This is a genomic window from Microvirga yunnanensis (assembly GCF_025460875.1).
Genome location: NZ_JAMXFI010000027.1, coordinates 1 through 20,182, shown reverse-complemented (window position 1 = coordinate 20,182; position 20,182 = coordinate 1). Strand labels below are relative to the sequence as shown.

20 protein-coding genes and 1 pseudogene are annotated in these 20,182 nt (G+C 64.7%); 5 read left to right on the top strand and 16 right to left on the bottom strand.

Features of this window, described 5'->3' with window-relative positions:
- Window positions 1–10 precede the first annotated feature (10 nt).
- Window positions 11–256, top strand: coding sequence for a Rossmann-fold NAD(P)-binding domain-containing protein (locus tag NF876_RS15280; RefSeq protein ID WP_262269648.1), 246 nt, complete (start codon window positions 11–13; stop codon window positions 254–256).
- Between the two features lie 84 nt (window positions 257–340).
- Here NF876_RS15280 and NF876_RS15275 read toward each other — a convergent pair whose 3' ends face one another.
- Window positions 341–1,234 carry a LysR family transcriptional regulator gene (locus tag NF876_RS15275; RefSeq protein ID WP_262269647.1) on the bottom strand — a complete coding sequence of 298 codons (894 nt, stop codon included), beginning with the start codon at window positions 1,232–1,234 and terminating at the stop codon, window positions 341–343.
- 144 nt (window positions 1,235–1,378) lie between these two features.
- Between NF876_RS15275 and NF876_RS15270 the strand changes: the two genes are divergently transcribed.
- Together NF876_RS15270 and NF876_RS15265 are read left to right on the top strand one after the other, a co-directional pair.
- Window positions 1,379–2,344, top strand: a complete 966-nt coding sequence (locus NF876_RS15270; protein WP_373371400.1) for an MBL fold metallo-hydrolase — start codon at window positions 1,379–1,381, stop codon at window positions 2,342–2,344.
- A gap of 34 nt (window positions 2,345–2,378) precedes the next feature.
- Window positions 2,379–3,041 (top strand): pyridoxamine 5'-phosphate oxidase family protein, encoded by a 663-nt coding sequence (locus tag NF876_RS15265; protein WP_262269646.1) that lies wholly within the window; start codon window positions 2,379–2,381, stop codon window positions 3,039–3,041.
- A gap of 455 nt (window positions 3,042–3,496) precedes the next feature.
- On the opposite strand, the gene NF876_RS15260 is transcribed toward NF876_RS15265, so the two are convergent.
- From NF876_RS15260 to NF876_RS15200, 13 genes are all read right to left on the bottom strand, one after another.
- Entirely contained in the window at window positions 3,497–3,745 is a 249-nt protein-coding gene (locus NF876_RS15260) for a hypothetical protein (RefSeq protein WP_262269645.1), read from the bottom strand.
- 86 nt (window positions 3,746–3,831) lie between these two features.
- Window positions 3,832–5,244 (bottom strand): FAD-dependent oxidoreductase, encoded by a 1,413-nt coding sequence (locus tag NF876_RS15255; RefSeq protein WP_262269644.1) that lies wholly within the window; start codon window positions 5,242–5,244, stop codon window positions 3,832–3,834.
- Window positions 5,241–5,855 (bottom strand): cysteine hydrolase family protein, encoded by a 615-nt coding sequence (locus tag NF876_RS15250; RefSeq protein ID WP_262269643.1) that lies wholly within the window; start codon window positions 5,853–5,855, stop codon window positions 5,241–5,243. The genes NF876_RS15255 and NF876_RS15250 overlap by 4 nt, the downstream gene beginning before the upstream one ends.
- A complete protein-coding gene (locus NF876_RS15245) occupies window positions 5,852–7,915 on the bottom strand; it encodes a hydantoinase/oxoprolinase family protein (RefSeq protein ID WP_262269642.1) in 2,064 nt (687 codons plus the stop codon). Before NF876_RS15245 ends, NF876_RS15250 begins: the two co-directional genes overlap by 4 nt.
- Window positions 7,912–9,645 (bottom strand): hydantoinase B/oxoprolinase family protein, encoded by a 1,734-nt coding sequence (locus tag NF876_RS15240; RefSeq protein WP_262269641.1) that lies wholly within the window; start codon window positions 9,643–9,645, stop codon window positions 7,912–7,914. The genes NF876_RS15245 and NF876_RS15240 overlap by 4 nt, the downstream gene beginning before the upstream one ends.
- Entirely contained in the window at window positions 9,642–10,520 is an 879-nt protein-coding gene (locus tag NF876_RS15235) for an isocitrate lyase/PEP mutase family protein (RefSeq protein ID WP_262269640.1), read from the bottom strand. The genes NF876_RS15240 and NF876_RS15235 overlap by 4 nt, the downstream gene beginning before the upstream one ends.
- On the bottom strand, window positions 10,517–11,947 hold the full coding sequence (locus NF876_RS15230) for an MmgE/PrpD family protein (protein ID WP_262269639.1): 1,431 nt from the start codon (window positions 11,945–11,947) through the stop codon (window positions 10,517–10,519). Before NF876_RS15230 ends, NF876_RS15235 begins: the two co-directional genes overlap by 4 nt.
- A 13-nt stretch (window positions 11,948–11,960) precedes the next feature.
- Window positions 11,961–12,662, bottom strand: coding sequence for an ABC transporter ATP-binding protein (locus NF876_RS15225; protein ID WP_262269638.1), 702 nt, complete (start codon window positions 12,660–12,662; stop codon window positions 11,961–11,963).
- Window positions 12,655–13,398, bottom strand: coding sequence for an ABC transporter ATP-binding protein (locus NF876_RS15220; RefSeq protein WP_262269637.1), 744 nt, complete (start codon window positions 13,396–13,398; stop codon window positions 12,655–12,657). Before NF876_RS15220 ends, NF876_RS15225 begins: the two co-directional genes overlap by 8 nt.
- Window positions 13,391–14,359 (bottom strand): branched-chain amino acid ABC transporter permease, encoded by a 969-nt coding sequence (locus NF876_RS15215; protein WP_262269636.1) that lies wholly within the window; start codon window positions 14,357–14,359, stop codon window positions 13,391–13,393. Before NF876_RS15215 ends, NF876_RS15220 begins: the two co-directional genes overlap by 8 nt.
- Entirely contained in the window at window positions 14,356–15,228 is an 873-nt protein-coding gene (locus NF876_RS15210) for a branched-chain amino acid ABC transporter permease (protein ID WP_262269635.1), read from the bottom strand. The genes NF876_RS15215 and NF876_RS15210 overlap by 4 nt, the downstream gene beginning before the upstream one ends.
- Window positions 15,229–15,289: 61 nt before the next feature.
- Complete coding sequence (locus NF876_RS15205) at window positions 15,290–16,507, bottom strand: ABC transporter substrate-binding protein (RefSeq protein ID WP_262269634.1); 1,218 nt, start codon at window positions 16,505–16,507, stop codon at window positions 15,290–15,292.
- Complete coding sequence (locus NF876_RS15200) at window positions 16,504–17,376, bottom strand: GntR family transcriptional regulator (RefSeq protein ID WP_373371399.1); 873 nt, start codon at window positions 17,374–17,376, stop codon at window positions 16,504–16,506. The genes NF876_RS15205 and NF876_RS15200 overlap by 4 nt, the downstream gene beginning before the upstream one ends.
- Window positions 17,377–17,526: 150 nt before the next feature.
- Between NF876_RS15200 and leuC the strand changes: the two genes are divergently transcribed.
- The gene (gene leuC, locus NF876_RS15195; protein WP_262269632.1) at window positions 17,527–18,945 is read left to right on the top strand and encodes a 3-isopropylmalate dehydratase large subunit; all 1,419 of its coding nucleotides are present in this window, start codon (window positions 17,527–17,529) and stop codon (window positions 18,943–18,945) included.
- The gene (gene leuD / locus NF876_RS15190; RefSeq protein WP_262269631.1) at window positions 18,945–19,583 is read left to right on the top strand and encodes a 3-isopropylmalate dehydratase small subunit; all 639 of its coding nucleotides are present in this window, start codon (window positions 18,945–18,947) and stop codon (window positions 19,581–19,583) included. The genes leuC and leuD overlap by 1 nt, the downstream gene beginning before the upstream one ends.
- Before the next feature lie 65 nt (window positions 19,584–19,648).
- Here leuD and NF876_RS15185 read toward each other — a convergent pair.
- Together NF876_RS15185 and NF876_RS15180 are read right to left on the bottom strand one after the other, a co-directional pair.
- A pseudogene (locus NF876_RS15185) lies at window positions 19,649–19,774 on the bottom strand (IS6 family transposase); the annotation flags it as partial.
- 160 nt (window positions 19,775–19,934) lie between these two features.
- Window positions 19,935–20,182, bottom strand: a 248-nt coding sequence (locus NF876_RS15180) for a CorA family divalent cation transporter (protein ID WP_315975044.1), incomplete at its 5' end; no start/stop codon positions are given.

Sequence of the window (20,182 nt, the reverse complement as noted above, 5' to 3'; positions counted from 1 at the left end):
GGCATCGGTCATGGCGCAGCGCAGGCGTTTCGGTAAGTCGGCGCAGGTCATTGCCCCTGGAGCCACCGAGGTCGAGAGAAGAACGGCCGCCGAGGCCCATGCGTCGGTCGGAATAGACTTCGCGAGCTTGGATGCGCGCGACGGCTCTGCCATCAAGGATCTTCTGGCCGGACTCGAGCGCCTCGACGTGCTCGCGAACGCAGCAGGCGTGATCCGGCGAGACTCGGTCAGACGAGACATTCCCAAGCTCCTTTGACGCCAGGAGCGCTCCGATTGGAGGCCGCCATTGCAAGGTGAGAGGAAGGCTGACCGGACCGGGGGTGAATTGCAGGGCCCAACGTCATGACAGTCGAACTCGGAGCCGCGGCGCCGCCCAATCGATGAAGGCCCGAGCCTTGGGTGCGAGCCGACCTCCTTCGGGATAGACAAGGCTCACCGGCATGGGCTCGGGGGCGAAGTCTCCGAGAATTGCAAGCAGGGCACCCGAGCGCAACTCCTGCTCGATTTGGTATGACAGGAGACGCACAATCCCCAAACCCGCGACTGCAGCGGCCACGGCAGCCTCGGTCGAGTTCACAGCGAGGCGCGTCCGTGGCTCGGCCGTCCAAGCCGGGCTGTCGCCGCGATAGCGCCACTCGGGCGCGCGCTCGAACCCCTGGAACGTAATGCCCTCATGCGCCGCGAGCTCACCTGGCGTCCTGGGGACTCCGCGTCGGGCCAGGTAGGCAGGGCTGGCGCAAGCAATACGGCGGATTGCGCCAACCTTCGTCGCCCGTAAGCCGCCATCGACCAAATGGCCAATGCGAACGGCAACATCGATGTGTTCCTCGACCAGGTCCACTTGGCGGTCATTGAGCAGGAGCCGCAGGTCGATATCAGGGTGCTCCTTCAGGAAGTCGAGGGCGATCGGCAAGACATGAAGTCGACCGAACATCGTCGGCGCCGTCACGTGAAGCTCACCCCTGAGCGCAGTGTACTCGCCCGCCGCCTCGCGCTCTGCTTCCCCGACTTGCTCCAGGATGCGCTTGGCCGCCTCCACATAGGCGCGGCCCGCGTCGGTCAGCTCGACCCGTCGGCTTGTGCGCACCAGAAGCTGAGCGTTCAGGTGGCGCTCGAGATCCGCAACCTTGCGGCTCACCGTAGCGAGGGGAGCGCGCAGGCGGCGCGAGGCGGCCGACAGGCTCCCCTCCTCCACGACGGCGATCAGAACGGTCATGGAGTCCAAGCGGTCCATAGCGCCTTCCAAAAAATGAGAGGGAAGGTCTCATACTGGCAGGATATCGCTGGGAAAAGGAAGGGTCTATTGTCAGCTCAGCCTCGGGCATCGACACCAATCAGGTTCAATAGCCCGGCTGACCCAGATCTGGAGCCTGATCCCATGCCCCTGTCGCTCTCCCGTCGCGCTTTCACTTTCGGCCTTCCGACTGCCGGTTTCATGGCCGGTGCCCGGACATCCCCTGTGCGAGCCGCAAGCAGTCAGGCCGCCTCCCAGGTCACGCCGCTTGCGCAACTCAAGGTGGGCCGCTTCACCGTGACGGCCCTGTCGGACGGCTACGCGGATATGCCCTATGGCTACTTCCCGGGCCGCACGCCCGAGCAGGTCGAAACCGCGGCCAAGGCCCAGTTCACGGCACGGCCGAGCGGTGTGCGCTTTCTGTTCAATCAATATCTCGTCGAGGATGGATCGAGCCGCATCCTGATTGATGCCGGACCCGCCGGCACGCTGGGCCAGACCGGGCGCCTTCCCCAAGCGCTCGCCGCGTGCGGGCTGAGCCCGGATCACATCGATGCCGTGATCGTCACCCATATGCACCAGGATCACCTGGGCGGCCTTGTCGTGGGAGGGCGCCGTGTCTTCCCGCAGGCGGAGGTGTATGTCGACCGGCGCGACATCGCGCATTGGACTGATCCGGGCAAGCAGGCCGCCGCGCCCGACTATCTCCAAGCCAGCTTCCAGCTCTCGTCCGACCTCGTTCGCCTGTATCCGAAGCTCCAGGCCACCCAGGGCGACCACCAGATCACACGCGGCGTGTCCCTTGTTGACCTTGCGGGACATACTCCAGGCCACATCGGCGTGCGGATCGAAGATGGGGGACAAAGCCTGATCATGGTCTCCGACATGCTCTTCCCGGTGGTGCACCCGGCTATGGGAACCGATGTGAACTTCCTGATGGAGGCAGATCGGCCGGCTGCACAAGCCATGCGGGCCCGCTTCTTTCCCCGCGCAGCCGAGGAGGGTGCGCTCATTGCAGCAACGCACATGCCTTTCCCTGGTCTCGGCCGGATCGTGTCCGACCAAGGCCGTCTGCGTTGGCATGCCGCGGACTGGGCCTACCAGGACTGATGCCGCGATCTTCCTGCTTTCCACGAGGTTGACCATGCGACACAAATGGCTCGAGATCGCGTCGACCCCTTCCGTGAAGGCCGCGCGTGAGCGCTACGGAAGTGCCGCCCAGTATGCGCGCCTGGATGGCACGCTGGGCGGGACTGGTCCGGTCCGCAACGACCGGCTCGGTCAAGCAGAGTCTGATTTCATCTCGGGGCGCGACGGGTTCTATCTCGCCTCCGTCTCCGAAGCCGGCTGGCCTTACGTGCAGTACCGGGGTGGCCCGGCGGGATTTCTGCGAGTCCTGGACGATCGCACGCTTGGTTTCGCGGATTTTCGGGGCAATCGGCAATATGTGACGACCGGCAACGTCGCGGCGAACGACCAAGTCTCGTTGTTCCTGATGGACTACGCTCATCAGCGGCGGCTCAAGATCTTCGGGCACTTGCGGATGATCGATGCGAGCGCGGATCCCGAACTGGTCGCAACCCTTGCCGTGCCGGACTACGCAGCTCGTTCCGAGCGCGCAGCCCTCATCCGGGTTGAGGCTTTCGACTGGAACTGCCCTCAGCACATCACCCCTCGCTTCACGCAGGAGGAATTAGAAGGGGCGCTTATCCCGGTGCGTGCGGAGATCGAGAGCCTGCGCGCCGAGAACCAACGTCTCCGCCATCGTCTTGGCCACGACATCAGAGCAGCGAGACAGGACGAGTGAACATCTCTGGCACCGACGAGAGCCGCACCTCTCGCAAGCCGACAGGGAGATAGAAAGTGTCCCGCCTGCATTCCCCCATAGGCATCTGAGTTACACCGACTCAATACGATGACCCCAACACCGCGGACGCAGCGCTAGACCTGTTTCCACTGGCGTGGAATCACCTCTCGCCTTGGCTGTGCCGCATTGTTGACGGCGGACCGGATCCACTTCGCCGAAAAATGCTCGAGTCTCCGGCTTCGCGCCGGCCACGCCCTGGCACGGGAGAGCCGCGTCCCTCTCCCCGTCATCACCGGGCCTGTCCCGGTGATCCCGATACGAGAGGCGCCGAGCTTCACCGCATCGGGATGGCCGGCACAAGGCCGGCCATGACGTGGTGAGGGTGGCAGGAAGGGCGGAGGATGCCATGACGTGGGGAGGCTATCACCACCCGCTCACACAACCCTCCCACGTCATCACCGGGCTCGTCCCGGTGATCCCGGTCGGAAGAGCGCCGCGCTTCTCCGCATCGGGATGGCCGGCAAGAGGCGAGCGATGACCGGCCGGCCATGACGTGGGGAGGGTGTTGTCACAAGGATGCGCTGGTCGTGCCCGAGGCGCATGCACCGCTCCAGGAACCGGCTGTCGGCGCCCATGCCGTAGGAGAACACCAGGAACTCGAAGGCTGCGAAGACATAGAGCTGTTTCCACTGGCGTGGAATCACCTCTCGTCTTGGCCGTGCCGCATTGTTGACGGCGAACCGGATCCACTTCGCCGAAAAATGCTCTCACCTCATATGTGTGAGGCCTTTCAATTGATTCTATCCAACATCGTTCCTGCTCGGGCAGTTGCGAGGCCAGCCACTCGACCCAAGGCGACGGCTGAAAGAAGTCCGTTTCCGGATAGGTAGCCTTCCGCCTTGGAACCTGAGACACCGCAGGCCGCTCCGCCGGCAGCGAAGAGATTGGGCAGGGCCGTTCCGTCCTCGCGCATGACGCGGGCGTTGCCATCGACCACAAGCCCCCCTTGGGTGTGGAACAGCGCTCCGGTGACTCTCACGGCATGAAACGGGGACTGCAGAGGTGGCGCGCCGGCGAAGTTGCGTCCGAAGTGGTCCAACCCGTCAGCCAGCTTCAGCCCATCAACATCCTCGAAAGTGACCTTGAGGCTATCAACAGGGAGGTTCGTCTGCCTCGCGAGATCCTCGACGGTTTCCGCTGTCAGAATGGCGCCGAGCGCTTCTGCTTGACGGAAATCCTCGAACTGGCGGGCAATGCCGGCGATGCGCGCATCGAAAATTGTCCAGGCAAGTCCCTCCGGTTGCCGCAGCACGACAGCCGCCTGCTCCGAATAACCGTGGCTTTCGTCGGAGAAGCGCTCGCCGCGCAGATTCACCTGAAACCCGCCTTCCGTGATCGTCGCCCATGTGATGAGAATGCCATGGGGATGCGCGACCGACCCATGCCCCTGGTGACCCGACAGGTGCCGCGTGGCGCCCCGCAGCACCTGCCCCCAGAGCAGGGCATCACCCTGATTGCCCTCGTGGCCGAAGTAAAGCGCGTTGCCGAGTTCCGGAATGTGGCGCTGCACGAGATCCTTGTTGCCGCCATAACCATTGCAGGCGAGGATGAGCATCACGCACCCGATCCTCTCCTTCGTGCCGTCAGGGCGCTCAACCTCGACTCCTGCAACACGGCCGTCCAGCTCTGCGAACAACGACGTGACACGGGCATCGCAGAGAAGATCGACGCCCGCCCGGTCCGCCGCCTCGCGCAGACGATCGACCAATTCCGTACCGGACCGGGTCGGCAGGCCGTGCATCCGGCACACGGAGTGTCCCGGATAGCGAAAATTCTCGATGACGGAAAATGGCAGGTCGTGATGATCCGCAAGCCATTCGAGTGTCGGCCCGATCGCCTCGGTCACCGTCTCCAGGAGCAGGGGATCCGGCTCGCCGCTCGCCTTGGCGGCGATATCGCGAGCGAACAACTCCGGGCTGTCGACGATGCCGGCCGCTCTCTGCCACCGGGTGCCGGGAGCGGGGATCAATCCGGCCGAGAGAGCCGTCGAGCCGCACGGCACGGCATCCCGTTCGAGAACCAGAACATCCTGTCCGGCCTCACGGGCCGACAGGGCTGCGACGAGGCCCGCCGCGCCGGCCCCGATGATGACGACCGGAACCGTCAAGTCGAAGGCAATCCCCTGCGCTGAAAGAATGCTCATGCGCCTTCGATCTCTCTCACGACCTCGGAAAGGGAAGCGACACGGCAGACTGGCCGCAAGGCATCGATGGCCGTGGCATGCACGGTAGGCGAGAAAGCCGCGCAGGCATCTTCGAGCACAACGGTGTCGAAGTCGCGCACATGCGCATCACGCACGGTCGATGCGACGCCGCCGTTGGTGACGATGCCGCAGACGAGAAGCCGCTCAATGCCGCACTTGCGCAGCACCCATTCGAGTCGGGTCATGTAGAAGGCCGAATAGGCGATCTTCTCGACGCTCAGATCGGCTGGCTGCAGGGCATCCACGAGCTGATGCCCCCAGGAGCCGGGTTGGAAGTCCCCCTTCGTGAGGAAAGGCCGAAGCTGCTTGAGATGAGGCGAGATCAGCGGCTCACCGCCTTTCGCCGGCACCAGGGTGAACTGCGTCGAGACGACATAGCCGCCCTTGGCGCGCAACAGGTCGGCCAGTGGCTTCACTCGTTCCGGAAGCGCTGCGATTTCCGGTGCTCTCTGCTCCGCCCGCCCGTAGGCGCCCTCCGGATGGAGGAAGTCGTTCTGAAGATCGACGATGAGGAGCGCCGTGCGCTCCACCGGGATGGCGGCTTTGCTCATACGGCACGCTCCACGATGATGTTGCCGAAATCGTCCACCCGCGCGTCGAGATCCGGATCGATCACGGTGGTCGCGTCAGGCTGCTCGAGAATGGCCGGCCCATGCACGACCGCGCCGGCCGGCAGGTCGAGGCGCGCATAGATGGCGGTGTCGTGCCAGCCGCCGTCGAACCAGACCGGCCGGCTGCCGAGCCTTGCCGTCTCCAGGCTCGCCGAAGACTCGGGCGCGAGCGCCGAGAGGTCGAAATGAGGCCTGCGTCCCACGGCGGCTGTGCGCAGGTTGACGATCTTGGCCGGCACCCCCGGCAGGAGGCGGCTGAACGAGGCCTGGTAGGCGTGCTCGAACGCCTCCCGGACGATGGACGCAGTCGTTCCCGTCGTTCCGTTCTGGAGCGAGACGGGCAGCGGAACGCTGACCGTGTGGGTCTGGCCTACATAATGCATGTCGAGCTCGAACAGGATGTCGATCCGCTCGACCGAAAGGCCGGCCTCTTCTACAACCGCGCGGGAGGCTTCCGCCTCCTCGACCATGCGCTGATCGAGAGCCTCGGCGTCGAGCTGGTCGAGAAGCAGGTTCACGGTCTGCACCTGATCGTGCCGGATATCCGCGATGACACAGCCGAGCGCCGAGGTCACGCCCGGATAGCGCGGCACGAGCGCAGCCTTCAGACCCACATCCTTGATCAGCGCTCCCACATGCAGGGCTCCCCCGCCACCGAACGGCACGGCGGCAAAGCGACCGGGGTCATGTCCGCGCTCGATGGACACGAGGCGGATGGCGCCGGCCATCTTACCGTTGGCGACCCGCACGATGGCCTCTGCCGCCTGCATGGGATCGAGCCCGAGCGGCTCCGCCACGTGCTTGGCGATGGCGGCCTTCGCGGCCTCGACATCCAGACGAGAAAGCTTTCCACCGATGGGGCGCTCGGCGTTGATGCGCCCCAGCACTACGTTGGCATCGGTGAGCGTCGGGCGCGTGTTGCCCTGCCCATAGGCCACCGGCCCAGGGCGCGATCCCGCGCTCTCGGGCCCGACCTGGAGCAGCCCGCCCGCATCCACATGGGCGATCGAGCCTCCGCCCGCTCCGATCGTGGTGATCTCGATCATGGGCGTCCGGATGACGAGGCCGAAATCGATCGTGGTCTGCGCCGCGAGCGCCGTCTCGCCGTCGACCACGATCGATACGTCGAAGGAGGTTCCGCCGAGATCCCCCGTGATCACGTCCGGAAAGCCCGCGGCTTTCGCGATGGCGGCGGCTGCAATCACGCCCGCCGCCGGGCCGGACAGGGCCGTGCGCACAGGCAGGCGCCGGGCCGTCGCGGTGGACATGACACCGCCGTTCGACTGAACGATGTGGAACTTGCCCGAGAAATTCTCCTTTGCCAGGGCCTGATTCAGCTTGCCGAGATAGCTGCCGACCACCGGCTGAAGATAGGCGTTGAGCGCCGTCGTCGAAGTGCGCTCGAACTCGCGGATTTCAGGCAGGATCTGAGCCGAGCACTCGATGTTCTCGTTCGGCCAGACCTCTCGGGCCGCGGCAAGGGCCTTCAGCTCGTTCGAGGGATTGGCATAAGCGTTGATGAAGACGATGGCGAGGGCCTCAGCGCCGCGCGCCAGCAATGTCCGGGCGATCTCCTTGACCTCGTCTGAATGGGTCTCCTCCCGGATGGTTCCGTCCGCCATGGTGCGCTCGCCCACTTCGAGGCGCAGGTCGCGGTCGACGACCGGAACGAAATCCCCCCAGAGCCCCCAAGTGTTCCGGCGGTCGCGGCGGCGCATCTCGAGCACGTCCCGGAAGCCGCGTGTGGTGATGAGGCCGATCCGAGCCCCCTTGCGCTCCAGCAGGGCATTGGTGCCCACCGTCGTGCCGTGCACGATGGAGCCGAGCTCTGCGAGAGGTCCGAAAGACTTCAGGCCTTCGAGGAACCCGATGGCTTCGTCGCCGCGGTTCGACGGAACCTTTGCCGTACGGAACCGGGCTGCATCCTCATCGTAATAGAACAGGTCCGTGAATGTCCCGCCCACGTCCACGCCGACGATCTTTCCCACGACGGCGTTCATGCGGCCGCTCCCTTTCTCAGAGCGGCGGTCGCGCTCTCGTTCACTTCGCCATTCTCCGTCACCACGACGCCGTAATCCCGCGCCGCCGTCTCGGCACTGACATAGCCAAGCCGCACGTCACGGGCGACGCGCTGCGGGTCACGCTTCAGAGGATGACCCCACCCGCCTCCGCCGGGCGATTCCAGGCGCACGCGCTGTCCCGCGCGGACCTTCACGTTCGCCACCTTGGATGCCATCAGCGGCGATTGCTCGCCCTCATCCGTCTGCCAGAAGAACTGGTTCAGGGACGCGGGCAGCCCACCAGCCACGCCGAACGGCGCGAACCTTCCGCGCTCGCCGAGGAGGAATACATCCGCGTCCGTCAAGGACTCGATCTCGTAAATCGCGCCGACACCGCCGCGATGGGTTCCCGCTCCCGCGGAATCCGGCCGCAGCGCCCATTGGGTGAACATCACCGGATAGGCGGCCTCCAAGATTTCCGCCGGCGGAATCGTGGCCGTCGAAATCGGATTGTTGGCATGGTTCAGGCCATCACTCTCCGGATTGCCGCCGAGGCCTCCACCGAAGAACGAGAACATCACCCAGCGCGATCCGTCGGCGCGGTGCCCCGCCAGCGACAGAGCATTGATCGTGCCGAACGGCCCGGCCGTCGCCCGGCTCGGATCGGCTTGGGCCAGAGCGCCGAAGACGACGCCGATGACGCGCAGGATCGTCTCCGTATATCCCCCAACGGGCTTCGGCGCTTTGACGCCGAGGAGCGTCGTGCTTGGAATGACGAAGGTGATCGGCCGCAGGCAGCCGGCATTGGCCGGAACGTCGGTGAAGACGTGCTTGAGGGCCACATAGCAACAAGCGACCGCCGTGGAATAGGCGATGTTGAGCGGTCCGGCGCAGGGCGCGGAGGAGCGTGAGAAGTCCAGAACCATGGAATCGCCGGAGACGGTCAGGTCCAGGGCGATCGTGAGCCGTTCATCGGTGATGCCGTCGTTGTCGAGGTAATCCTCGAACGAATAGGTGCCGTCCGGCAACGCACTGACGGCGGCGCGCATCATCGCCTCCGCGCGATCCGAAAAGGCGTCGAAAGCCGTAGCGATCGTCTTATCGCCATATTCGTCGAGAAGGTCCGTCAGGCGCCGCTCGCCGAGATCGAGAGCATTGAGCTGTCCGTTGAGATCGCCGAAATTCGACACCGGCACGCGGGCATTTGCCGAGAGGATCGCCAGGATGTCCTCGTTCATCACCCCTGCCCGGACGAACTTGACGGGCGGAAAGCGCACGCCCTCCTGGAAGCTTTCGGTGGCCTGCGCGTTGAAGCCACCTGGCACATTGCCGCCGATATCGAGCCAATGACCAACGGAAGCGAGCCAGCAATAGAGCTTGCCGCCCCGGAAGATCGGCCGCACGAGGCGGAAATCATTCAGGTGCGTACCGCCGTCGTAGGGATCGTTGAACAGGAAGGTATCGCCGGGCTCCAGCCCCCCTTCCCGCTCGACCTTGTCGATCACGGCCTTCACGGCAAACGCCATTGCACCGACGAAGATGGGCAGCCCGTTCGTCCCCTGCACGAGGGTCGCTCCGGTGACGGGATGGTAAAGCCCATGGCAGGCGTCGCGGGCTTCCGCAATGATCGGGTTGAATGCGGAGCGATAGAGGGTTGCGTCCATCTCGTCCGCGATCTGCTCGAGGCGGCCTTTCAGGACGGCCAGGGTGACGGGATCGACAGCACTCATTGGCCATTCTCCCAGTCGAAGGATTTATAGCGCTCGCCGAGCGCCAGCATTTCAGGGGTGCCGATGAGACGGTTCAGCGCCGTAAAGTCGAACATGCGATCGCGGAAAGGTTCGTTGGTGCCGTGGGTGTGAAGCGAGCGGTAATAATCCTGCGCGGCTCGCGCCAGGGCACGCACGATGCCGCCCGGGAAGATCACGAGCCGGAAGCCGAGTGTGGCGAGGTCATGCGCCGATGACAGAGGCGTCTCGCCGCCCTCGACCATATTGGCGAGGAGCGGGCGCAACGAGCCGAGGGCGGATGTGACCGCGGCGAGTTGCTCGCGAGACTTGGGAGCCTCCACGAACAGCACGTCGGCCCCCGCCTCTGCATAAAGCCGAGCCCTCTCGATCGCCGGCTCGAAGCCCTCGACGGCGACCGCATCGGTACGGGCGACAATGATGGTCTCCTCGGAAGCGCGGGCATCCGCGGCTGCCTTGATCTTGCCGGCCATTTCATCGGCAGGAATAATCGACTTGTCCTGCAAATGGCCGCAGCGCTTGGGGAAGCTCTGATCCTCGAGCTGGATTGCCGACGCGCCGGCCCGCTCGAAGATCCGCACTGTGCGCTGGACGTTGAGCGCATTGCCGTAGCCGTTATCCGCGTCCACCACGAGCGGCGTCGACACCCGGTCACGCACCAGCGCAATGGTCTCGGCGACCTCGCTCATGGACACCAGGCCGATATCGGGGCGCCCGAGGCGGGTATAGGCGATCGCCGCGCCGGACAGGTAGAGCGCCTCGAAACCCGCCTCCGTTGCGATCGATGCGGTCAGCGGATCGTAGACGCCGGGGGCGACGACGATCTTGTTCTGAAGTAGCCGTTCTCTGAAACTCATTGTGAAAAACCGTGTTGGGGAGAGCGGGCAAGAAGGTCCAAAAGCCCGCGGATGTCGGATGCGCCATCGATGGCGTCGACCGCGGCCATGATGCACTCCGCATGCGGGCCGCCCCAGACGGGCTCCGCCAGCTCACGGAACTTGGCGCACACATCCTCGGTCGAGTACGGATCTTCGGTGTCACCCTTGTTGGTGAGCACCTCGGCCGCCAATTCCCGGCCATCCCGCAGGCGTACCCGCACCCGGGCCGGGCGAAGACCCGGAAGCATCGCCGTCAGCGCTGCATCCTCACGCACCGAGACGCGGCGTGCGAGATCGCGGGCGACGGCATTCGCCTGGGCCGCTTCGCGGAAGGCCGGCACGCTGGCGCCGTCATTGACGATGTAGGTGGCGAGCGCGAACGGCAGGGAGAATTTTGCCGCGAGCATGTTCTTGGGTTCGGCCGAGTCGAGTTGCGCCGCCCAGACATAGGTATCCACCTCGATCGCCTCGATGGAGGCCGGATCGATCGATCCACCCAGCTGGCGTGTGATTTCACCGAGCGCGTCAAGGGCGCCGTGCGTGTAGCGGCAGGCCGCATGCCGCTTGAAGTAGTTGCGGACGATCTCCCAGCGCTCGCCCAGCTCCCGTACCATCTCGTCCGGCTGGAAGTTCTCAGCGATTACGGTGCCATAGACGGTCCCGACGCCGTCGGTCTCCCCGATGAAGCCGGAAGCTTGCAACTCCCAGGCCACGAGACCGAGCTGGTTCGAGAAACCCGCATAGGTGTTGCGCACGGTTCCGCCTTCTAGCATCGTGCGCCGGCTCGTGGAAAGGCCGAGGCTCGAGGCCAGATTGATGGTCTCGATGATCTGCTCCGGCGTGGCCCCTTCGAGCCGGGCTGCAGCCAGCGCAGCGCCGATCGTCCCCCAGGTGCCGTGGGGATGCATGGTCACCCGCAGTTTCGACGCGATGCCGACGCGGGACCCGATTTCATAGCCGAGGGCGATCGCCAGGATCAGGTCCGGGCCGGAACGGGCAAGGCGCTCGCTCGCCGCCAAGGCCGCCGGGACCACGTGGATTCCGGGATGTCCGCGGGCATATTGATTGCCCTCGTCCAGCTCCAGCATCGTGCCCGCAGTGCCGTTGAGCAGGCTTGCGAGCAGCGCGCTCATGCGGCGCCCGGCTCCGATCACCGGAACCTGCCCCTCTGTCCTCTCGCGCTCGCCGAGCCGCGTGACGAGGTCCCGCATCTCGGGCTCCTGCATTCCGGCCGCGATGGCGCCGATGCAATCGAGGATCACGAGCTTGGTGCGCGCGACCACGGGCTCCGGCAGGTCCGAGAACTCGATCCGGGCCGCGAAGCCGCCCCATTGCCGGAGCCATTCGGGCTGCCCGTCCTGCAGAAGGACGGATGCGGGAATGACATTCTGCGTGACGATCGTCATGAGGTCTTCTCCGTCACATGCCGAGATAGGCGCGCTTGAGCTCAGGATCGTTGCGGACCTGCTCGGCCGATCCCGACAGGGCGATGGTTCCGTTCTCCAGGATGTAGGCGCGCGAGGCGCATTCGAGCGATTGCACCACGTTCTGCTCGACGAGGAGGATCGGCAGGCCCTCCTCATTGAGGCGGCGGATCAGGGCGAACATCTCCTCCACGAGGAGCGGCGACAGGCCGAGCGAGGGCTCATCGAGGATGAGCAGGCGCGGTTCCGCCATCATCCCGCGCCCAATGGCCAGCATCTGCTGCTCGCCGCCGGACAAGGTGCCGGCCGCCTGGCCGCTGCGCTCCCGCAGGCGCGGGAAAGTGTCGAAGACGCGTTCCAGATTGCTGGACCGGCGCTTGCGTCCACGCCGATAGCTGCCGAGCTCGAGATTCTCGCGCACCGACATGTTCGGGAAGATCTTGCGGCCTTCCGGCACCTGGATGAGGCCCGCCTCTACGATGCTTGCCGAGGATGCGCTGGTGAGGAGCTTTCCGTCGAAGCGGATCTCGCCATCGTTCGCGCGCAGGACACCGGAGAGAACCTTGTTCAGCGTCGTCTTGCCCACGCCATTGGAGCCCAGCACCGCGACGATCTCGCCGGCGCCGACGGACAGGTCGAGGCCCCGCAGCACCTCCGTGCCGCCATAGCCCGCTCTCAAAGCCCTGACCTCAAGCATGGACGTTCTCCCGCTTCAGCCGCTCGGCCGCGCCGGCCCCGAGATAGGCTTCGATGACCTTCGGGTCGTCGCAGACATCGGCAGGAGGTCCTTCGGCGATGATGCGGCCCTGCGCCAGCACATAGACCTGCTCGCAGAGGTTCATCACGGCCTGCATGACGTGCTCGATCATGAGGATCGTGACGCCCTCGTCACGGATCGTCCGGATGACGGGGATGATGTCGCGGATCTCGGAAGGATTCAGCCCGGCCAGCACTTCGTCGAGCAGCAGCAGCTTCGGCTCCGTTGCGAGGGCGCGGGCGAGTTCGAGCCGCTTGCGGCCCGCCACCGTCAGGCTCGAGGCTGGTTTATCGAGTTCGGGACCGAGACCGACACGCTGGCCTACCCTTTCGGCACGGGCCAACGCATCGCTGCGCTTTGCATGGCGCAAGTGCGCGCCCACGGCGATATTCTCGAGGACGGAAAGGCCCGCGAAAGGCTGAACGATCTGGAATGTCCGGGCGATGCCGCGGCGGGCCCGCACATGCGGCTCGTCACGGCTGATATCCTGCCCCTCGAACAGCACGCGCCCCTCGCTCAGCTTCTCGAAGCCGGAGATCAGGGTGAAGAGGGTCGTCTTTCCGGCGCCGTTCGGGCCGATCAGGCCGGTGATGGAGCCTGCCTCCGCCTTGAGGGACGCTCGGTTGACGGCCACGAGGCCGCCGAACCGCTTGGTCGCATTCTGCACCTCAAGCATGGCGAGCGGCTCCTCTCGATCGGGCAGAGCGGCGCAGGAGGCCGAGGATGCCCGCGGGAGCGAACGCGACGGCCGCAACCAGAAGTCCGCCGAACACCATGAGATCGATGCCCGGAACGCTGCCGGCCGCGAGCTTGGTGATCTCGCTCAGCCCGTGCAGGGCCACCGCGCCGACCAGAGGCCCGAACACGGTTCCAAGGCCGCCGACGATGGGGGCGAGGATCGCCTCCACCGAAATCCAAGTGCCGTAGGCGATATTGGCATCCACATAGAGGAAATACTGGGCATAGAGGCCGCCGGCCGCCGCCGTCACGGCCCCGGATACAGTGATCGCCCCGAGCTTCACCCGCAGCGTATCGACGCCGAGCGCCTTGGCCGCCGCCTCGTTCTCGCGCACGGCCACGAGTTGTGCGCCGAAGCGCGAGCGCTCGATCCAGCGGGTCAGGAGGAGCACTGAGCCGACGAGAGCCAGCGCAATCCAGAAGAAGGTGCCCCGGCTCTCGAACTGGAAGTTGCCAGGCCGCACATCCAGCTTGATCAGAACGCCCGCAGCTCCGCCCGTGAAGGTCGCCGCATTGGCGAGAATGCGCAGCACCTCGGCGAAAGCGAGCGTCACCAGGGCGAAATAGGAGCCGCGAAGGCCCGACCGGAAGCTCAGATACCCGATCACCCAGCCGACGGCCGCGCCCGCCACCGTTCCGATGGCGAAGGCGATCCAGGGATTGATGCCGAGGCTAACCTGGAGCAGCGCAGCCGCATAGGCGCCGGTTCCGAAGAAGGCGGCATGGCCGAATGAGAACTGCCCGCCGAATCCGCCAAGGATGTTCCATCCCTGCGCGGCGAGGGCGATGATGAGGGTGAATACAAGGAAGTTAAGAACCGTGTTCGCCGTGATGAAGGCGGGCACGAACGCCAGGAGTGCGATCAGGACGACGATTGGGGCGATGTCACGGAATGTCATGCCTTCGCTCCGAACATTCCCGTTGGCCGTACGAGCAGCACCAGGATGAAGATGAGGAAAATGCCGATCTGCCCGAGAGAATCGCCGAGGAAAAGCCCGCAGAGGCTCTCGACGACCCCGATGAACAATCCGCCGAGGAGAGCGCCTGGGATCGATCCCATGCCGCCCAAGACGACGATCGTGAAAGCGACCAGCACGAAAGCTTGCCCGATGCGCGGATTGACGTAGAAGGTGGGCATGAGCAGGCAGGCCGCCACGGCGAGGCAGGCGCAGCCGAGCCCGAATGTCACGGCATAGACATGGGCGACATCGATGCCAACGAGGCTCGCACCGAACTTTTCCTTGGCAACGGCCCGGATCGCCTTGCCGGTATCGGTGCGCGCGAGCAGAAGCCACAGGAGCACGGTGACCAATAGCGCCGCTCCGAAACCGATCAGACGGGGCTTGGAGAGTAGAAGCGGCCCGAATTCCACGACCTGAAAGCCGTAATCGGTGTTGAGCGTGCGTGTGTCCGAGCGAAATCCGGCCAGCAAGGCGTTCTCGATCGTGATCGAAAGCCCGAGGGTCACAAGCAGGATGTTGCTGTCGTTGCCATGGCTTGCCGGCCCGATGACGAGACGCTGAACAGCATAGCCCAACCCGAAGAAAAGTGGCGTCAGCGGCAGGATTGCGAGATAGGGATCGAGGCCGAAGGCGTCATACGCAATCCAGACGGCGAACATGGCCGCGGTGAGAAGCGCGCCATGGGCGAAATTGATGATGTGAAGAACACCGTAAACGAGGGTAAGGCCAAGCGCGATGAGCGCATAGACGGCACCCGTCATCAGCCCGTTTACGACGGCCTCCGCTATGATGGCGGGTGAATACATCGTCGAAATCACTCCTCAGAGGCCTGGGGGCGAATATGCACCCCAGGGCCATTGCTCAGGATCAGCCGGTCACCGGGAAATGCGGCTTTGCATCCGCGAAGGTGTCGGGGAAGATCACTTTGATGTCTTTGCCCTGAACCTGCGTATTGACCGGCGCCGCGCCCATGTTCTGTCCGTTGACGAACTTCGTCTCGCCATAGGGCATGATGTGGTCCTTGAAAGTCGAGGTGTTCAGCGCCTCGATAATCTTCGCGCGGTCGGCCGAGCCCACCCGGTTGATTGCATCGGCCAGGAGCATCACGCAGGAATAGTTCAGCGGCACGTTGTATGCGAAGACCTTGCCCTGCGCCTCCACCTGCTTCTTGAGCTCCAGAGCCTTCGGATTGCGCGGATCGTACCAGTGATTGCAATCCATGATCCCGTTGGCAGCTTCGGGGAATTCCTTCACGAAACGGTAGTTGGAGGCCGCGCCGTTCAGGACGGCATAGACCCCCTTGGGCCGGATGCGCTGCTGTTGCATCGTACGTGCGAGCAGCACAAACTCACCGAAATAGCTCGAGGGGATCACGAGATCCGGATTGAGCGAGCGGATGCGCAGGGCAACATTCGACATGTCGCGCGCGGGTGTCGGATGCGCGATGGTCTCGAGGATCTCGAAGCCGCGCTTCGGCAGTTCCGCCTGCATGAGCTTGGCGAGACCCGAGCCGAACAGGCCGTCTTCATGCACGAGCACGACCGTCTTGGCGGGCTTGCCGGCACTGTCGTTCAGCTTCACCAGATTGTCGAGCGCGAATCCGGTGACGATGCCGAAGCCGGGGGCGAAGCGGAACGTGTTCTTGAGGCCACGCTGCACGATCGGGTCGCTGACGCCCACATCGACGATGTAAGGCAGATCGTAGCGCGCCGCGGCCTGGGTGGCCGCCAGGCAGATGGGGCTTGCGAATCCACCGACGATGGCGGCAACGCCATCCGCCTGCATCTTCTCGACCTCCTGGGTGCCCGCCTCGGGGTTCGAGCGGGCATCGCCGAACACCATCTCGATCCTGGCCCCGCCGAGACCCTTGAGGCCGCCGGAATCGTTGATCTCCTTGATGGCCATTTCGGCGCCCATGCGGCCGAACTCACCATCCTGGGCGAGCGCGCCGGTGACAGGCTGCAGAATGCCGATCTTTACGGATTGCGATTGCGCGCGCAGGTAGGCCGGCATGGCAAGCACAGCCGCCGAGGCGGCCCCTGCGCGCAGGATCGAACGGCGCGTCGGGCGCGTGATGTTCTTCATGTCGATGTTCTCCTCTGGTTGGACACCCGCACCGGGCGGGGCTTTGGCTTGAGGCTCTTCGGCCCCTCAGCTTTGCGCTTTTTCGGCTCGGGCTTTGCGGTGGAAGGCCTTGCCACCGGATTCCATCGGCGGGCGCCAACGGCGCCGGTCCGCACAAGGTCCATATGGAAGGAGTAGCGATCCGGTCTGTAGAGGGCATGGAGGTGCTCCACACCCTGGCCCGACGGATCCCACACGACACGGGTGAGCGAGAGAAGGGGCGAACCGATCTCCAGCGCCAGAGCCTCGGCCACGTCCGGTCCGGCCAAGGTCGCGCCGATGCTCTGGCTCGCCTCCTCGACCACGATGCCCGATCGCTCCAGGAGCCCGAGGAGCGGCATCGAGGCGAGATCGGCCTCGGAATAGGTGACGCCGATGCGCTCCGGCACATGGGTGACGAGATAGGAGAAGGGGGCCCCATCGATGAGACGGACGCGGATCGAGCGCTGCGCCCGCTCCCCCGGCCCAAGCCCGAGCGCCGCGGCAACGCCCTCCGACGGGTTCACATAGGCAAAGGACAAAAGTCGCACGCTGGTCCGGCGACCCATCTCGACCAGATGGGACAGCACGTTCGAGAGATCCGCCACGATCGGTTGCACCGAACTGTTCTCTTGAACGAAGGTTCCCGAACCGGGGCGGCGGTCGATGAGGCCGTCGATGGCCAGGGTATCGAGCGCACGCCGCACAGTCACGCGCGACACCCCGTACTCGGCTGCAATCGAAAGCTCTCCCGGCAGGCGGGAGCCAGGCTCCAGCCCTCCGTTCAGAATGCGCTCGCGCAGAAGAAGATAGATGCGCCGCGCTTTGAGGGGTTCGACTGCGTCCACCAAGGCCGTCCGCTCCAATCTGCAACAGTGTTGACTGCTGAAAAGGACAGATACCTGTCTACCTTATAAGACATTTCCCTTGCGTCAAGCCGCCGCTTTGGAAATACTGGCGATGCTCTGACATGACCATGAGAGCGCATTCGGGAGAGCGATATGGCGGGAAGCCCCTCCGGTCCGCGGACCCTGTTCGACAAGCTATGGGATAGCCACGCGATCGTGACGCGGGAGGACGGACAGACCCTGCTCTGGGTCGATCGCCACTTCGTGCACGAGGGTTCGTTCCATGCCTTCAATAAGCTGAAGGAGCGCGGCGCCAGGGTTGCGCACCCGGAACTCACCTTCGGCGTCGCCGATCACTATGTGCCGACGCGCCGTTCCGGACGCAGCATCGATCCCACCATCCAGAACATGATCGATCAGCTGGAGCGCAACACGTTGGAGAACGGCGTGTTGCTGTTCGGACTCAACGATCCGCGCCAAGGCATCGTCCACGTCGTGGGTCCCGAGCAGGGCCTGACGCTTCCGGGCCTGCTCATCGTCTGCGGCGACAGCCACACCTCCACGCATGGCGCCTTCGGCGCATGGGGTTTCGGCATCGGCGCCTCGGAGGTCGCTCATGTGCTGATGACGCAGACGCTCTGGCAGCGAAAGCCAAAGCGCATGCGCATCGCAGTCGATGGAACGCTGGCGCCCGGAATCGGCGCCAAGGACATTGCCCTCTCGATCATTGCGCGCATTGGTGCCGACGGCGCGCAGGGACATGCGGTCGAATATGCGGGCTCCGCCATCCGTGCGCTGTCGATGGAGGGGCGTCTCACACTGTGCAATCTCTCGATCGAAGCCGGTGCGCGCTGCGGCATGGTCGCTCCCGACAGGACGACGATCGCTTACCTGCGTGGCCGTCCCTTTGCGCCTGCGGGCGACGACTTCGAGCGTGCAGCGGAGGATTGGCTGCGTCTGAAGAGCGACGAGGATGCGGAGTTCGACCGTGAGATCGCCCTCAATGGTTCCGAGATCGCCCCGGTCGTGACCTGGGGCGTCAGCCCCGAGGATGCGCTGCCGATCACGATGGCAGTGCCGGATCCCGAGGCGATCTCGGATCCGGGCAAGGCTGCCCAGATTCGGGACGCATTGGCCTATATGGATCTCAGGCCGGGACAGAAACTGACCGAAGTTCCCATCGATCGCGTCTTCATCGGCTCGTGCACGAACAGCCGCATCGAGGATCTGCGGGCGGCCGCCCAGGTGCTCTCCGGCCGCAAGGCAATGGTGCCAGGCCTCGTCTCGCCCGGCTCATCCCTGGTGAAGCAGCAGGCGGAAGCGGAAGGCCTCGACCGGATCTTCAAGGAAGCCGGGCTTGAATGGGTCGAGTCAGGCTGCTCCATGTGCGTGGGGATGAACGGCGACATCGTGCAGTCCGGCGAGCGCTGCGCGTCGACAACCAACCGCAACTTCAAGGGCCGTCAGGGACCCGGCGCACGGACCCATCTCATGTCGCCGGCCATGGTTGCGGCAGCCGCCGTGACCGGATCCCTCGCCGATGTCCGTCCCCTGATCGAGGAGCGATCCTGATGCAGCCCTTTCAGCGCCTCACCGCCCCGGCGTGTCCCCTGCCCTACGCCAATATCGACACCGACCAGCTGATCCCGGCCCGCTTCATGAAGCGCTCACGAGCCGAAGGCTATGGCGGCTACCTGCTTCACGACATGCGCTTCTCGGGCAACGGTACGGAGATCGCCGACTTCCCCCTCAACCAGACGCCCCATCGCAATGCGCAGATCATCGTGGCAAGACGCAATTTCGGGGCGGGTTCCTCACGCGAGGCTGCTGTCTACGCCCTTGTGGATTATGGAATCCGTTGCGTGATCGCGCCGAGTTTCGGCGACATCTTCGCGTCCAATGCCGTCAACAACGGCCTTCTTCCTGCCAAAGTGGGCGAGAGAGACGGTGAGGCTCTGATCGGGCTTCTCCAGGAGACTCATGCGGAACTGACCGTGGATCTTGAGGCGCAGACGATCTCCGCGAAAGAAATCTCGATTCCATTCGCCATCGATCCTGTCTGGAGGACGAAGCTTCTGAACGGCTGGGATGATATCGATATCACCCTCAGCCAAGCCGATGCCATTGCGCGGTTCCGAGAATTGGATTCGTCGATACGCCCGTGGGTGACACCGAAGATACGCGACGGCGCAGGCCAGACGACCATATGAACCTTGTCGGTTCTGCCGCAAATCCGGCCTACGGGCGAGAAAGCCGCAGACGCACTGTGATTCCCTCATGCGGCGAGCAGGTGAAACTGCTCCGCGAGCGACAGCTGCTGCCTGCCGACAGACTTCGTCTGCTGTTTATGCAGCATATGAGCCAACCCGATGCCAGCCCGGATCGCGCGGGCACTGACAGCGTGTGGCGGTACGGCCCGCATCTCGGACCTTCGTAGCCCCTTCGGACCGTTTGGTTCCATGAGGATTGCTACCCTCGGCCTCACTTCTCAGGCGTGTCATGCGAGACGCTTCGAACCTGCAGCACCGGCCGGGGCGTGAGCGATACTTTCAGGTGCCCCTTCAGATCCATCCTCTGCGACGGGCCAGACCGGCCGCGATGCCGATGAAAGCCCCCAAGGCGCCGATGACAACCCAGAAGCCGATGACGCCGGTCTGGGTGTAGGGGGTCTCGAAGTTCATGCCGAACACGCCCGCCACCGCCCCAATCACACCCAGCATCACCGTGACGAAGGTCAGCCGCCGGACAAGGTCGTTGGTCGCCTCCGCGGTGCGGGTCGTGAACAGCTCAAACGAGCCGTTCACCAGTT